A 14,016-nucleotide genomic window follows, 5' to 3' on the forward strand; every position below is an offset into this window, starting at 1 on the left:
AATCCCTATGTCAGACCATAATCAGGATGTTAAAAACAGCCGCCAGCAGTTTTACCAGCATATTTCGGGGCAGAACCTGACTCCGCTGTGGGAATCGCTGCACCATCTGGTGCCGCAAACGCCGAATCCGACCTGCGCGCCAGCGTACTGGAATTACCAGGAAATTCGCCCGCTACTGCTGGAAAGCGGCAACCTGATTGGCGCGAAAGAGGCGATTCGTCGCGTGCTGGTGCTGGAAAACCCGATGTTGCGCGGCCAGTCCTCTATTACGTCAACGCTGTACGCGGGATTACAGTTGATCATGCCGGGGGAGGTTGCACCCAGTCATCGTCATAACCAGTCGGCGTTACGCTTTATTGTGGAAGGGAAAGGCGCGTTCACTGCCGTGGACGGCGAGCGCACCCAGATGCACACCGGTGACTTTATTTTGACCCCACAGTGGCAATGGCACGATCACGGCAACCCTGGCGATGAGCCGGTGGTGTGGCTGGACGGTCTGGATCTGCCGCTGGTTAACATTCTGGGCTGCGGCTTTGCCGAGGATTACCCGGAAGATCAGCAGCCGGTCTCGCGCAAAGAGGGCGACTACCTGCCGCGCTATGCCGCCAACATGCTTCCGTTACGCCATCAGAAAGGCAACTCCTCGCCGATTTTTAACTATCGCTATGACCGTAGTCGCGAAGCGCTACACGACCTGACCCATCTCGGCGATGCCGACGAGTGGGATGGTTACAAAATGCGCTATGTCAACCCGGTAACCGGTGGCTACCCGATGCCATCAATGGGGACGTTCCTGCAACTGTTACCAAAAGGCTTCACCTCGCGGGCGGCGCGTACTACTGACAGCACCATTTACCACGTGGTTGAAGGAGCGGGAGACGTCACCATCGGCAATGAGACGTTCCATTTCTCAGCCAAAGATATTTTTGTCGTTCCGACCTGGCACAGTGTGTCGTTCAAAACCACCGATGAGACCGTTTTATTCAGTTTCTCGGACCGACCGGTACAGGAAGCCCTCGGGTTGTTCCGCGAAGCCCGTTATTAATTTGGGAGAGAGCCATGACTCAGTATGTATTTGCACCACAGGCCCCGATCACCGTACCGGTTGTCGGCAGCGATGCGCAGTTCCCCGTCCGTCGCGTGTACTGCGTGGGGCGCAACTATGCCGCCCATGCTCGCGAAATGGGCTTTGATCCGGACCGCGAGCCGCCGTTCTTTTTCTGTAAGCCTGCCGATGCGATTGTGCCGGTTGCCGCTGGCGAAACGTTAGCGCTGCCATACCCGTCGCAAACGGATAACTATCACTATGAAATTGAGCTGGTGGTCGCCATCGGGAAAAAGGGCAGCGATATCCCGCTGGAAAACGCCCATGAGTATATCTGGGGCTATGCCACCGGCCTGGACATGACCCGTCGCGATCGTCAGATGGAAATGCGTCAGATGGGACGTCCGTGGGAAATTGGTAAAGCGTTCGATCTCTCTGCGCCCATTGCACCGCTGCATAAAGCGGATGAGATTGCGGATATCACCTCAGCGCCTATCTGGTTACAGGTAAATGGCGACGATCATCAGCGCAGCGACATTCGCCATCTGATCTGGTCGGTGAATGAAACGATCAGCTATCTGTCCGGCTTCTTCGAACTACAACCGGGCGACCTGATCTTCACCGGCACGCCGGAAGGCGTCGGCGCCGTGGTGAAAGGCGATGTGATCACCGGTGGCGTGGACGGACTGACGCCTATCGCTGTGAAGATTGTCTGAGGTGATGTATGAAGCTGTACAGTTTTTTTAACAGTTCGGCATCGTACCGCGTGCGTATCGCGCTGGCATTAAAAGGCATCGATTACCAGACGGTGGGGGTCAACATTCGTATTGGGCAGCAACACGAGTTGTCTTACCGGCGGATGAACCCCGTCGGCCTGGTGCCGACGCTGGTGACCGATGACGGCGAAGCGCTGGGGCAGTCGCTGGCGATTATCGACTGGCTGGACCGGCATTTTCCTCAGTCGCGCCTGCTTCCGGTGAGCGATCCGGCGCGCTCGCAGGTACTGGAAATCGTCTATGCCATTGCGTGCGATATTCATCCGGTAAACAACCTGCGGGTGCTGCGCTATCTGAGCGAGGAACTGAAGGTCAGTGAAGAAGCGAAAAAACGCTGGTATGCGCACTGGATCCAGCAGGGGTTAAGCGCCGTCGAACAACTGCTGCGTCAGAGCCAGTCGCATAACTACTGCGTGGGTAATGCACCGACGCTTGCCGACTGCTGCCTGGTCCCGCAATGGGCGAATGCGTTAAGAATGGGGTGCGATCTGAGCGGCTATCCGCGCTGCAAAGCCGTGTATGACGCTTGCACACAGCTACCGGCGTTCATTGCCGCCGCCCCGGAAAATCAACAAGATAAAATCTCAGCCTGAGAAGGAGAATGACAATGGCTAAAGTAATGAGAGCAATTATTGTCGGTGGCGGAATTGGCGGGGCGGCCACCGCGCTTTCGCTGGCGCGTCAGGGCATCAAAGTGATGCTGCTGGAAAAAGCCCATGAAATTGGCGAGATCGGGGCGGGCATTCAGCTCGGTCCAAACGCCTTCTCTGCGCTGGACAGCCTCGGCGTCGGCGAAGTGGCGCGCCAGCGTGCGGTGTTTACCGATCACATCACCATGATGGACGCTGTGAACGCGGAAGAAGTGGTGCGCATCGAGACCGGAGAGGAATTTCGCGACCACTTTGGTGGCCCGTACGCGGTCATCCACCGGGTGGATATTCATGCCTCCGTCTGGGAATCGGTGTTGACCCATCCGAACGTTGAATACCGGACCTCGACCAACGTGGTCGACATTCGCCAGACGGCGGATGACGTAACGGTGTTCGACGAACAGGGGAACAGCTGGACCGCCGACATTCTGGTCGGTTGTGACGGTGTGAAGTCGGTGGTGCGGCAGAGTCTGCTGGGCGATTCACCGCGCGTGACCGGACACGTCGTCTACCGTGCGGTGATTGACTGTGCAGATATGCCGGAAGACCTGCGCATCAACGCGCCGGTGCTCTGGGCCGGGCCGCATTGCCACCTCGTGCACTACCCGCTTCGCGGCGGCAAGCAGTACAACCTGGTCGTCACCTTCCACAGCCGTCAGCAGGAGGAGTGGGGCGTTAAAGACGGGAGTAAGGAAGAGGTGCTGTCGTATTTCGCCGGGATCCATCCACGTCCACGACAGATGCTGGATAAACCTACGACGTGGCGTCGCTGGTCCACCGCCGATCGCGAACCGGTGGAAAAATGGGGCACTGAACGCATCACGCTGGTGGGCGATGCTGCGCACCCGGTGGCGCAGTACATGGCGCAAGGGGCCTGTATGGCGCTGGAGGATGCCGTCACGCTGGGTAAAGCGCTGGCGCAATGCGACGGCGATGCGGCGAAAGCCTTTGCGTTGTATGAGTCGGTGCGTATTCCACGCACGGCGCGCATTGTCTGGTCGACCCGAGAAATGGGGCGCGTCTATCATGCGGCAGGCGTGGAGCGTCAGGTGCGAAATCTGTTGTGGAAAGGCAAATCACAGGCGGAGTTTTATCGCGGCATGGAATGGCTGTACGGCTGGAAAGAAGATAACTGTCTGCTACCACGCTAACAAGCAAGGACGTTTGCCGGGGGCGCTTCGCTTGCCCGGCCTACCGTCATGCTGGGGTGGAGATGTAGGCCGGATAAGGCGCTTTGCTTGCCCGGCCTACTGTCACGATGGGGTGTAGGTGTAGGCCGGATAAGGCGCTTTGCGCCGACATCCGGCAAAAGGTTTTGCTCATCCCGGATAGGCGCTATGATAGCGCCTCTTTTTTTTGCGGATGACGATATGCGTGTTTTACTGGCGCCGATGGAAGGCGTGCTCGACTCACTGGTGCGCGAACTTCTGACGGAAGTGAATGATTATGATCTTTGCATCACCGAGTTTGTGCGCGTGGTGGATCAACGCCTGCCGGTAAAAGTCTTTCATCGTCTCTGCCCTGAGTTGCTCAACGGCAGTCGGACGCCTTCCGGCACCTTAGTGCGTGTGCAACTGTTGGGACAGTATCCCCAGTGGCTGGCGGAAAATGCGGCCCGCGCCGTGGAACTGGGATCGTACGGCGTCGATTTGAACTGCGGCTGCCCGTCAAAAATGGTGAACGGCAGCGGCGGCGGTGCGACGTTACTGAAGGATCCCGAGCTCATCTACCAAGGGGCGAAAGCGATGCGTGAGGCGGTGCCATCGCATCTGCCGGTGACGGTGAAAGTGCGTCTGGGCTGGGACAGCGGTGATAAAAAATTTGAAATCGCCGATGCCGTGCAGCAGGCTGGTGCAACTGAGCTGGTCGTTCATGGGCGTACCAAAGAGCAGGGCTACAAAGCGGAACATATTAACTGGCAGGCAATTGGCGAAATTCGCGAGCGGCTGTCTATCCCGGTGATTGCTAACGGAGAAATCTGGGACTGGCAAAGTGCTCAGGAATGTCTGGCCATCAGCGGCTGTGACGCGGTCATGATAGGTCGTGGGGCATTAAACATTCCTAACCTCAGTCGGGTGGTAAAGTACAACGAGCCGCGAATGCCGTGGCCGCAGGTCGTCGATCTATTAAAAAAGTATACCCGTCTGGAAAAACAGGGCGACACCGGGTTGTATCACGTCGCACGCATTAAGCAGTGGCTGGGTTATTTGCGTAAGGAATACCGTGAGGCCACGGGCGTCTTTCAGGATATTCGTGCGTTAAATCATTCAGCGGATATTGCCCGCGCGATCCAGTCTATTGAAATTTAATATTATTGAAATGCCTGTATTCTGCTGGTGTATATTTTTCCAGTTGTGACTTTTCATTGCCGAAGATGTTATGCCACGCGTAACTAAAAAACCGGTCACAACAATGGATAAGCTCCGCACACCTTTTTTTATCAGAATATCTTCATGACTCGTCACTCTTTTTACGCACTGAAAGCGTGCGTTCCGCTGGCTATTTTGCTTGCGGGATGCGCCCCCATGCATGACACCCAACGGACGCTGGTCCAGCAACCTCCCGCCTCTCACGTGGATTCCGCGCTGCCGCCAGCGCTGAATAACGGGTGGCCCGGAAGTCAGTGGTGGCAGGATTATCATGACGTACAGTTGAACGAGTTAGTGAAGAACGCACTCGCCAGTTCTCCGGATATGCAAATAGCGGAACAGCGGATCAAGTTGGCTGAAGCGCAGGCCAAAGCGGTCGAAACCCAGGATGGGCCGCAGGTTGATTTCTCGGCGGAGGCTGAACGGCAAAAAATGTCTGCAGAAGGGGTCATGGGGCCGTTTGCGGTCACCGATCCGGCCGCAGGCACGACCGGGCCGTGGTATACCAACGGATCGTTTGGCCTGACCGCCGGTTGGGATCTCGATTTGTGGGGCAAGAACCGTGCGGAAGTGACGGCGCGAATTGGGGCGGTGAAAGCGCGGGAAGCTGAACGTGAACAGACTCGCCAACTGCTAGCCAGCGGCGTTACGCGGCTTTACTGGCAATGGCAGACCGAGGCGGCGCTCAGCAAACTGCTGACCCAAATTGAACGAGAGCAGCGCAATATTATTGATACCGATCGCCAGTTGTACCAGAACGGCATTACCTCTTCGGTGGAAGGGGTGGAAACGGATATTGATGATGGTAAAACTCAGCAGCAGTTGAATGACATCGCCGGGAAGATGAAGGTGATTGAGGCGCGTCTGAGCGCGCTGACCAACATGCAGTCGGCGTCGCTTAAACTGCACGAAGTGAGCCTGCCGCAGGTGGAGAGCCAGCTTCCAACGCAACTGGGCTACGCTCTGTTGGCACGCAGAGCAGACTTGCAGGCTGCACACTGGGTGATCGAATCCTCCATGAGCCGCGTGGAGGCGGCGAAAGCGGCATTCTATCCCGATATCAATCTGATGGCCTTTTTGCAACAGGATGCGCTGCATCTGAGCGATCTGTTCCGCAGTTCTGCCCGGCAGACAGGGGTGACCGCTGGCCTGACGCTGCCTGTCTTCGACAGTGGCAGACTGAATGCAAATCTTGATATCGCTCAGGCGCAGAACAATCTGTCGATTGCCAGCTATAACAAAGCGGTGGTTGATGCAGTGAACGACGTGGCGCGCACGACCAGTCAGGTGGCGACGCTGATGCAGAAAAATCAGCATCAGCAGCAGATTGAACATGATGCCGAACGGGTGGTCACCCTGGCGCAGGCGCGCTATGACGCCGGGCTCATTGCCGGTTCTCTGGTCAGCAAAGCCAGAATACCGGCGTTGCGCGAGCAGGCTAACGGGCTGATTTTACAAGGCCAGTGGCTGGATGCGTCTATCCAGCTCACCAGCGCGCTTGGCGGCGGCTATCATCACTCCTGAGGGTTCTTCGCCTGATTGCGGCGCTTTAGCCACCAGCGAGCGCCGATCACCAGCACCAGCGCCAGAATCAGCCAGATCCAATGTTTGAGATGCTGATCGAGGTGATGTAACCACGGCGCGATGACTTCACCTCCCACATAACCCAGGGTGGTGAAGATCAGCGCCCAGACCAGCGCGCCGAGGATATTCAATGGTAAAAAAACCGTTGGCGGCAGATGGCTGGCGCCAATCAACAACGGGCCGATCACGCGAAACCCGTACATGAAACGGGTGCCGATCACGAACAGGTATGGGCGACGCTGGATCATCTTCTGCGCCAGACGAATTTTATCCCGATGACGTGCAAATCGGCGCAGGATCCTGCCACCATAGCGACGACCCAGCAGATACAGCAACTGATCGCCAATCATGCCGCCTAAGGCCACCGCCACGACCACGAGGGGGAACTTGAGTAACCCCTGATGTGCGGCGACGCCCCCCAGCAGGGTGATGGTCTCGCCTTCCGCCAGGCTCCCGATCACCAGCGCGGCATAACCGTATTGCGCAATAAGACTGTTTATATCCATACGACTGTATGACCTCCACGAATGTAAGCATACACCCTCTGAATTCGGGATGCTCAAAAAGGGCTGTCAGACATGGCGGCATTTCTTTGTCTGTACAATAAATAATCGCAAAGCTGAATTATACTTGATGTGTTAGGTTCACAGCTGACAACAAGGGGGCGGTATGAACCATGTCTGGGGGCTGTTTTCCCATCCCAATCGTGAAATGCAGGTGATCAACAGCGAGAACGAAACGGTTTCGCATCACTACACCCACCATGTGCTTTTGATGGCGGCCATCCCGGTCATTTGCGCCTTCATTGGTACAACACAAATCGGCTGGAATTTTGGTGACGGCAATATCCTGAAGCTTTCTTTGTTTACGGGACTGGCGCTGGCTATCCTGTTCTATGCCGTGATGTTGGCGGGCGTAGCGATCATGGGGCGTGTGATCTGGTGGATGGCGCGGCGTTATCCGCAGCGTCCGTCTTTGACGCACTGTATGGTATTTGCCGGCTATGTGGCGACGCCGCTGTTTCTCAGCGGTCTGGTGGCGCTTTATCCACTGGTGTGGCTTTGCGCTTTTGTCGGAACGGTGGCGCTGTTTTATACCGGTTATTTGCTCTATCTGGGCATTCCGACATTCCTGAATATCAATAAGGAAGAGGGGTTAAGTTTCTCCAGCTCGACCCTGGCTATCGGTGTACTGGTACTGGAAGTGCTGCTCGCGCTGACCGTCATCCTGTGGGGATACGGCTACCGCGTGTTCTGATTACCGTGCTGCATTGTTGGTGTAAAAGCCAGCAATGCAGCATTTGCTGACGATTCTCTTATGGCGGCAAGGTCATTAGCTCGCTATGATTCCTCTGCTAGCCGGAGCCATCCTGACTTCGGCGGTGCGTGTCATCACGCGTGAATCATTTTCTGAAATCTCATCATGCTGAAATTCCGAGTTTCCATACTGAGCCTGGCGCTGATGCTGGCTGTGCCTTTTGCGCCGCAAGCGCTGGCAAAAACGGCGGCGACTGCCGCGGCGTCTCAACCTGAGATCGCCTCCGGTAGTGCGATGATCGTGGATCTGAACACCAATAAGGTGATCTATTCGAACCATCCGGACCTGGTGCGTCCGATTGCGTCGATAACCAAATTAATGACGGCGATGGTAGTGCTTGATGCACGACTGCCGCTGGACGAAAAGCTGAAAGTGGATATCAGCCAGACGCCTGAGATGAAAGGGATCTACTCGCGCGTTCGACTGAATAGTGAAATCAGCCGTAAAAATATGTTACTGCTGGCGCTGATGTCCTCGGAAAACCGGGCCGCAGCAAGCCTGGCGCACCATTATCCTGGTGGGTATAACGCCTTTATTAAAGCGATGAACGCGAAGGCAAAAGCGCTGGGAATGACTCAGACCCGTTTTGTGGAACCCACGGGGCTGTCTATTCATAACGTGTCGACCGCGCGCGATCTCACCAAACTACTGATCGCCAGCAAGCAGTATCCGCTGATTGGGCAACTGAGCACCACGCGTGAAGATATGGCGACCTTCGCCAATCCGGCATATACGCTGCCGTTTCGCAATACCAACCATCTGGTCTATCGTGACAACTGGAATATTCAGCTCACCAAAACCGGCTTCACCAACGCCGCAGGGCATTGTCTGGTGATGCGCACGCTAATCAATAACAAGCCGGTGGCGCTGGTGGTGATGGATGCGTTCGGCAAGTACACCCATTTTGCCGACGCAAGTCGTTTACGCACGTGGATTGAAACCGGCAAAGTGATGCCGGTTCCGGCGGCGGCGTTGAGTTATAAAAAGCAAAAAGCAGCGCAGATGGCCGCCGCGGGTGGTAATGCAGGTGAGCAAACCGCGCAAAACGACTGATGCCTGTAGAAAATAGCCTGATTGCGCTTCGCTTATCAGGCCTACGAAAATATCTCACCCGTAGGCCGGAGAGTGGAAAAATAGCCTGATGACATTTCGTTTATCAGGCCTGCGAGAATATCTCACCTGTAGGCCGGATAAGGCATTTATGCCGTCATCCGGCATGGATAACAAAACCTTACTCCGGCAGCGTCCAGTCACCTTCGTTGAGCGGGCGCTGCATAATCAAGGTATCCCGCCAGTTTCCCTTCTTGTATCCGACGCTACGCAACTGTCCGGCGATCTCGAAACCGTGCTTTTTATGCAGTCGCAGCGAACCCGGATTGTTATGTCCATCGCCAATCACCGCCACCATTTGCCGCCACGGTCCTTCCTCGCAGCGGGTAATTAGCGTATGCATTAACAGGCTACCGATGCCGCGTCCGGTCATGCTTGCATCGACATAAATCGACTCTTCCAGGGTAAAGCGGTAGGCAGGGCGTGGGCGATACTGCGTGGCGTAGCAATAACCGACCACCACGCCGCGATAGAGCGCCACCAGCCACGGCAGACCATACTGTGCGACTGTACGCATACGTCGGCGCATTTCATCGATCGTCGGAGGCGTTTCTTCAAAAGAGGCGCGGCCATTCAACACATGCCACGCATACAACGAGGAGATCGCCTCTACGTCGTCGGGCAGTGCGTCGCGCACCGCAATATCGTTATCAGAAAGCGTATCGGCAACAGACATGGTTCTCACCTTTGCGAAGATAAACCGGAGTCATGACGACTCCGGTACATCTCATTACTTTTGCACGATATTTCGCGCAAATCCAGCCCATGCCAGCAGGCTATTTACTGGAGTTAATCAGAAGTGGGGGCTTTCCAGAATTTCTGCTTGCTGGTCTTGCCTATTCCGGGATTCATACTGTTGGTAGGGTCATTTTCGCGATAAAAACGGGTCAGCGCGGGTGGGGCTTCATACAGATGTCCGACGTTATGCTCCGCCGGGTATTGCGCGCCACGCTGTTGCAGCAGCTCCAGCATTTGCGCTTTCAGCGAGTGAGCATCCACGCCTTTCTTCACGATATAATCCTGATGGAAGACGTAGCACATAAAGTGACCGTAATAGAGCTTATGCACCAGTTGGCTGTCAATTTCCGCCGGCAGATGTTCATACCATTCTGTGTCATTGCGGCGCAGGGCGATATCCAGCGCCAGAATATCCTCCACCTCATCGGCATGAACCGCCTGGTAGCGAATGGCCGCACCCGCTGCTGCGAAGCGGTGCAGGAAGGCTTTGCTGCCTTCTTCCGGCGTGCAGACAAAGAAGTCGCCTTCTGCGGTTTTAAAGAATTCCGTGAGCCAGTTTTGCGCTTCAGCAATGCCATCGCCCGCCATTTTTAACAGCAGATGATGTTCATATTTATCGCGCCAGCTTTTCATGCGCGGCGGCAAATGACCTGGAAACAGATGACCAAACTTTTGCATCGCGCGATCGGTAAAGTGTGGACGGAAGAATTTCACCTTTTCCAGCATCGCGTCGGTGCGTCCCTTCAGGGTAAAGAAAAACGGCATTTTGTCGGTGCCGAGTTTATCTATCATCAGAAAGGTGTCTTTACCGTACTGCTCCGCAATGTCGTAAATGTCGCGGTGCATGTATTCCCCTGCCACCGGCAGATTGTCGAACTTCGCCAGAATATGACGGCGGATCTCCGTCAGCACCTCGGGTTGGTTGGTACCAATGTAAAACACCTGCTGGTTTTTTTCCGCTTCGAAGGTGTCGAGACGCACCGCGAAGACCGCCAGTTTCCCGGCGCAACCAGACGATTCGAACAGGCGATCCGGGTCAGCGTTATAACGCGCGGGGGTGTCGGCGTCGATGTCTCTGACGCGAGTGATGTAGTCGTGATCGTGCGCATGACGCCCGTCGTGACGCACATTTTCTTCTTTAATTCGTTCATCATCCAACTGGCTGAGGATTTGCTCTGGCGTTTGTCCCAGGTCAATCCCCAGATGGTTAACCAGCTGCAGCTTGCCGGTTTCATCAATACGGGCAAACAGGGACATTTCGGTATACGCCGGACCTCTTTGCACCAGCGAGCCGCCGGAGTTATTGCAGATCCCACCAATGACCGACGCGCCGATGCACGATGAACCAATCACCGAGTGCGGTTCGCGCCCCAGCGGTTTTAGTGCTTTTTCCAGTGAATACAGCGTCGTGCCGGGATATGCCAGCACCTGTTCACCTTTTCCCAGCACGTGGAGTTTGTCGAGACGCAGGGTGCTGATGATCACAATCTCGCGGTCATAATCATTGCCGTTCGGCGTGGAGCCTTCGGTCAGGCCGGTATTGGCAGCCTGCATGAGGATAATTTTATCGGCATTGACGCAGGCGTTCAGAACGCGCCAGAGTTCCAGCAGCGATCCGGGAAAGACCACCGCCAGGGCGTCGCCCTGACCGGAACGGAAGCCCTTGCGATAGCGGGCGGTTTTAGCCGGTTCAGTCAGCAGGTGCGAATGTCCCACCAGGCGGGCGAGTTCATTCAGGAAGGTTTTATTATCAGTTGTTGTAATGGAAGACATTCTCCACTCCTTGTGGTGGGACAAAATATCAGGTTCAAGCATAGCGCTTTGTATGACAATACGCTTTCTCATTCACGCTGTCTTTGAATTGGCGGCGTTGAAAATTAAGAGAATAACCTTAGCTTTCTGCCGCGCTGCCGTTTAGGCTTATGGCAAAATGCGGTTTTTGTTATATTTTCGCTGCCACGTCGGGCTTTAGAGAAAGAGAGAATCAACATGAAATGGCTATGTTCTGTAGGTGTAGCAGTCAGTCTGGCGTTGCAGCCAGCGCTGGCGGAGGAACTGTTCGGTAACCATCCGCTGACGCCGGAGGCGCGGGATGCGTTTGTCACCCAGTTGCTGACGAAAATGACCGTCGATGAAAAAATTGGTCAGTTGCGTCTAATCAGCGTCGGCCCGGATAACCCTAAGGAAGCGATCCGCGAGATGATCAAAGACGGCCAGGTGGGGGCGATTTTTAACACCGTCACCCGTCAGGACATCCGCAAGATGCAGGATCAGGTGATGGAACTGAGCCGCCTGAAAATCCCTCTCTTTTTTGCCTACGACGTGCTGCATGGCCAGCGTACTGTCTTCCCGATTAGCCTCGGGCTGGCGTCCTCTTTCAATCTCGACGCGGTCAAAACCGTCGGACGTATCTCGGCGTATGAAGCCGCCGACGACGGCCTGAATATGACCTGGGCGCCGATGGTCGACGTCTCCCGCGATCCGCGCTGGGGACGCGCCTCGGAAGGTTTTGGTGAAGATACGTATCTGACCTCCATCATGGGGAAAACGATGGTGGAAGCGATGCAGGGCAAAAGCCCGGCGGATCGCTATTCGGTGATGACCAGCGTGAAGCATTTCGCCGCCTACGGTGCCGTGGAGGGCGGTAAAGAGTACAACACCGTGGACATGAGTCCGCAGCGCCTGTTTAACGACTATATGCCGCCGTACAAAGCCGGTCTGGATGCGGGTAGCGGCGCGGTGATGGTGGCGTTGAACTCACTGAACGGCACGCCAGCGACCTCTGATTCCTGGCTGCTGAAGGACATTCTGCGCGACAAATGGGGCTTTAAAGGCATTACCGTCTCTGACCATGGTGCTATCAAAGAGCTGATTAAACACGGCACCGCCGCCGATCCGGAAGATGCCGTGCGCGTGGCGCTCAAGTCCGGTATTAACATGAGCATGAGCGACGAGTATTACAGCAAGTACCTGCCGGGACTGATCAAATCCGGCAAAGTGACGATGGCGGAGCTGGATGACGCGACGCGTCACGTACTCAACGTGAAATATGACATGGGGCTGTTTAACGATCCTTATAGCCATCTTGGGGCGAAAGAGTCGGATCCGGTAGATACCAATGCCGAAAGCCGTTTGCACCGCAAAGAGGCGCGTGAAGTGGCGCGTGAAAGTCTGGTGCTGCTGAAAAACCGCCTCGACACGCTGCCGTTGAAAAAATCGGGGACGATTGCGGTTGTCGGCCCGCTGGCGGACAGCAAGCGCGACGTGATGGGCAGTTGGTCCGCTGCCGGAGTCGCCGATCAGTCCGTCACCGTGCTGACCGGCATTAAAAATGCCCTGGGTACAAAGGGTAAAGTGGTGTACGCCCATGGGGCGAACGTCACCAATGATAAAGATATCGTCACCTTCCTCAATCAGTATGAAGAGGCGGTGAAGGTGGACTCGCGTTCTCCTCAGGAGATGATTGATGAAGCCGTCAAGGCGGCGAAGCAGTCTGACGTCGTTGTCGCCGTGGTGGGTGAGGCGCAGGGCATGGCGCATGAAGCGTCAAGCCGTACCGATATCACGCTGCCACAGAGCCAGCGTGATTTGATTGCGGCACTGAAAGCGACCGGCAAACCGCTGGTGCTGGTGCTAATGAACGGTCGTCCGCTGGCGCTGGTGAAAGAAGATCAACAGGCCGATGCGATTCTGGAAACCTGGTTTGCCGGTACGGAAGGCGGCAACGCGATTGCTGACGTCCTGTTTGGCGACTACAACCCATCGGGCAAACTGCCGATGTCCTTCCCTCGTTCGGTGGGGCAGATCCCGACCTATTACAGTCACCTCAACACCGGACGTCCGTACAACGCTGATAAGCCGAACAAATACACTTCTCGCTACTTTGACGAAGCCAACGGCCCGCTCTATCCATTTGGTTATGGTCTGAGTTACACCACGTTTGACGTTTCTGACGTGACGCTCTCTGCGCCAACCATGAAACGTGACGGCAGCGTGACGGCAAGTGTGAAGGTAACCAACACCGGCAAGCGTGAGGGTGAGACGGTGATTCAGCTGTACGTGCAGGACGTCACGGCTTCTCTGAGTCGTCCGGTGAAAGAGCTGAAAGGCTTTAAGAAAGTGAACCTGAAACCTGGCGAAACGCAGACCGTCAGCTTCCCGATTGATCTCAATGCGCTGAAATTCTGGAATCAGCAGATGAAGTTTGATGCCGAACCTGGCAAATTCAACGTCTTTATCGGCGTCGATTCTGCCCGCGTGAAGCAGGGATCGTTTGAATTGTTGTAACCGTTACGGGGGAACTGACTACTGGGTTCCCCCTTGTTGGTACCGTGAAAAAACGGAAATGTTGGGTTAACAGAACACTTTTCGACTATGCTTTCCCCTCAAGTGGCTGAAAAAGGCGGCAAAAAGATGAGGAAAGCATC

The 14,016-nt window shown here is 55.5% G+C and carries 12 protein-coding genes; 9 read left to right on the forward strand and 3 right to left on the reverse strand.

The window, feature by feature from the left end; genetic code table 11:
- Nucleotides 1-7: 7 nt before the first annotated feature.
- The 6 genes from gtdA to mdtQ all read left to right on the forward strand — a co-directional run bounded on the left by gtdA (nt 8) and on the right by mdtQ (nt 6,364).
- A complete protein-coding gene (gtdA, locus tag KE671_RS19670; protein ID WP_206164249.1) occupies nt 8-1,045 on the forward strand; it encodes a gentisate 1,2-dioxygenase in 1,038 nt (345 codons plus the stop codon).
- A gap of 14 nt (nt 1,046-1,059) precedes the next feature.
- Complete coding sequence (locus KE671_RS19675) at nt 1,060-1,761, forward strand: fumarylacetoacetate hydrolase family protein (protein WP_206164250.1); 702 nt, start codon at nt 1,060-1,062, stop codon at nt 1,759-1,761.
- Nucleotides 1,762-1,769: 8 nt separating this feature from the next.
- Nucleotides 1,770-2,414: a maleylacetoacetate isomerase gene (maiA, locus tag KE671_RS19680; protein ID WP_206164251.1), complete on the forward strand. Its 645-nt coding sequence runs from the start codon at nt 1,770-1,772 to the stop codon at nt 2,412-2,414.
- 14 nt (nt 2,415-2,428) lie between these two features.
- Nucleotides 2,429-3,622 carry a 3-hydroxybenzoate 6-monooxygenase gene (locus KE671_RS19685; protein ID WP_206164252.1) on the forward strand — a complete coding sequence of 398 codons (1,194 nt, stop codon included), beginning with the start codon at nt 2,429-2,431 and terminating at the stop codon, nt 3,620-3,622.
- A gap of 219 nt (nt 3,623-3,841) precedes the next feature.
- Nucleotides 3,842-4,780, forward strand: a complete 939-nt coding sequence (gene dusC / locus KE671_RS19690; protein WP_206164253.1) for a tRNA dihydrouridine(16) synthase DusC — start codon at nt 3,842-3,844, stop codon at nt 4,778-4,780.
- Nucleotides 4,781-4,924: 144 nt separating this feature from the next.
- Nucleotides 4,925-6,364, forward strand: a complete 1,440-nt coding sequence (mdtQ, locus tag KE671_RS19695) for a multidrug resistance outer membrane protein MdtQ (RefSeq protein WP_206164254.1) — start codon at nt 4,925-4,927, stop codon at nt 6,362-6,364.
- Here the strand turns inward: mdtQ and KE671_RS19700 are convergent.
- Nucleotides 6,355-6,930, reverse strand: a complete 576-nt coding sequence (locus KE671_RS19700) for a DedA family protein (protein WP_206164255.1) — start codon at nt 6,928-6,930, stop codon at nt 6,355-6,357. The genes mdtQ and KE671_RS19700 overlap by 10 nt on opposite strands.
- Before the next feature lie 163 nt (nt 6,931-7,093).
- Here KE671_RS19700 and KE671_RS19705 point away from each other — a divergent pair, with 163 nt between their 5' ends.
- Both KE671_RS19705 and pbpG read left to right on the forward strand, forming a co-directional pair.
- Entirely contained in the window at nt 7,094-7,681 is a 588-nt protein-coding gene (locus tag KE671_RS19705; protein ID WP_206164256.1) for a Yip1 family protein, read from the forward strand.
- A 165-nt stretch (nt 7,682-7,846) separates the two neighbouring features.
- Nucleotides 7,847-8,794 (forward strand): D-alanyl-D-alanine endopeptidase, encoded by a 948-nt coding sequence (pbpG, locus tag KE671_RS19710; protein ID WP_206164257.1) that lies wholly within the window; start codon nt 7,847-7,849, stop codon nt 8,792-8,794.
- Nucleotides 8,795-8,972: 178 nt separating this feature from the next.
- On the opposite strand, the gene KE671_RS19715 is transcribed toward pbpG, so the two are convergent.
- Together KE671_RS19715 and dld are read right to left on the reverse strand one after the other, a co-directional pair.
- Nucleotides 8,973-9,527 (reverse strand): GNAT family N-acetyltransferase, encoded by a 555-nt coding sequence (locus KE671_RS19715; protein WP_206164258.1) that lies wholly within the window; start codon nt 9,525-9,527, stop codon nt 8,973-8,975.
- 113 nt (nt 9,528-9,640) lie between these two features.
- Nucleotides 9,641-11,362: a D-lactate dehydrogenase gene (dld, locus tag KE671_RS19720; protein WP_206164259.1), complete on the reverse strand. Its 1,722-nt coding sequence runs from the start codon at nt 11,360-11,362 to the stop codon at nt 9,641-9,643.
- Between the two features lie 216 nt (nt 11,363-11,578).
- On the opposite strand from dld, the gene bglX reads away from it, so the two are divergent.
- The gene (gene bglX, locus KE671_RS19725) at nt 11,579-13,876 is read left to right on the forward strand and encodes a beta-glucosidase BglX (RefSeq protein ID WP_206164260.1); all 2,298 of its coding nucleotides are present in this window, start codon (nt 11,579-11,581) and stop codon (nt 13,874-13,876) included.
- Nucleotides 13,877-14,016 lie beyond the last annotated feature (140 nt).

It is taken from the genome of Citrobacter amalonaticus, from assembly GCF_018252635.1.
In the GTDB taxonomy this organism is placed as follows: Bacteria; Pseudomonadota; Gammaproteobacteria; order Enterobacterales; family Enterobacteriaceae; genus Citrobacter_A; species Citrobacter_A amalonaticus_E.

Excerpts from the sequence above, each read along its gene's own strand:
- gtdA (WP_206164249.1), top strand. The coding sequence starts at position 8 with ATGTCAGACCATAATCAGGATGTTAAAAACAGCCGCCAGCAGTTTTAC.
- KE671_RS19675 (WP_206164250.1), top strand. The coding sequence starts at position 1,060 with ATGACTCAGTATGTATTTGCACCACAGGCCCCGATCACCGTACCGGTT.
- maiA (WP_206164251.1), top strand. The coding sequence starts at position 1,770 with ATGAAGCTGTACAGTTTTTTTAACAGTTCGGCATCGTACCGCGTGCGT.
- KE671_RS19685 (WP_206164252.1), top strand. The coding sequence starts at position 2,429 with ATGGCTAAAGTAATGAGAGCAATTATTGTCGGTGGCGGAATTGGCGGG.
- dusC (WP_206164253.1), top strand. The coding sequence starts at position 3,842 with ATGCGTGTTTTACTGGCGCCGATGGAAGGCGTGCTCGACTCACTGGTG.
- mdtQ (WP_206164254.1), top strand. The coding sequence starts at position 4,925 with ATGACTCGTCACTCTTTTTACGCACTGAAAGCGTGCGTTCCGCTGGCT.
- KE671_RS19700 (WP_206164255.1), bottom strand. The coding sequence starts at position 6,930 with ATGGATATAAACAGTCTTATTGCGCAATACGGTTATGCCGCGCTGGTG.
- KE671_RS19705 (WP_206164256.1), top strand. The coding sequence starts at position 7,094 with ATGAACCATGTCTGGGGGCTGTTTTCCCATCCCAATCGTGAAATGCAG.
- pbpG (WP_206164257.1), top strand. The coding sequence starts at position 7,847 with ATGCTGAAATTCCGAGTTTCCATACTGAGCCTGGCGCTGATGCTGGCT.
- KE671_RS19715 (WP_206164258.1), bottom strand. The coding sequence starts at position 9,527 with ATGTCTGTTGCCGATACGCTTTCTGATAACGATATTGCGGTGCGCGAC.
- dld (WP_206164259.1), bottom strand. The coding sequence starts at position 11,362 with ATGTCTTCCATTACAACAACTGATAATAAAACCTTCCTGAATGAACTC.
- bglX (WP_206164260.1), top strand. The coding sequence starts at position 11,579 with ATGAAATGGCTATGTTCTGTAGGTGTAGCAGTCAGTCTGGCGTTGCAG.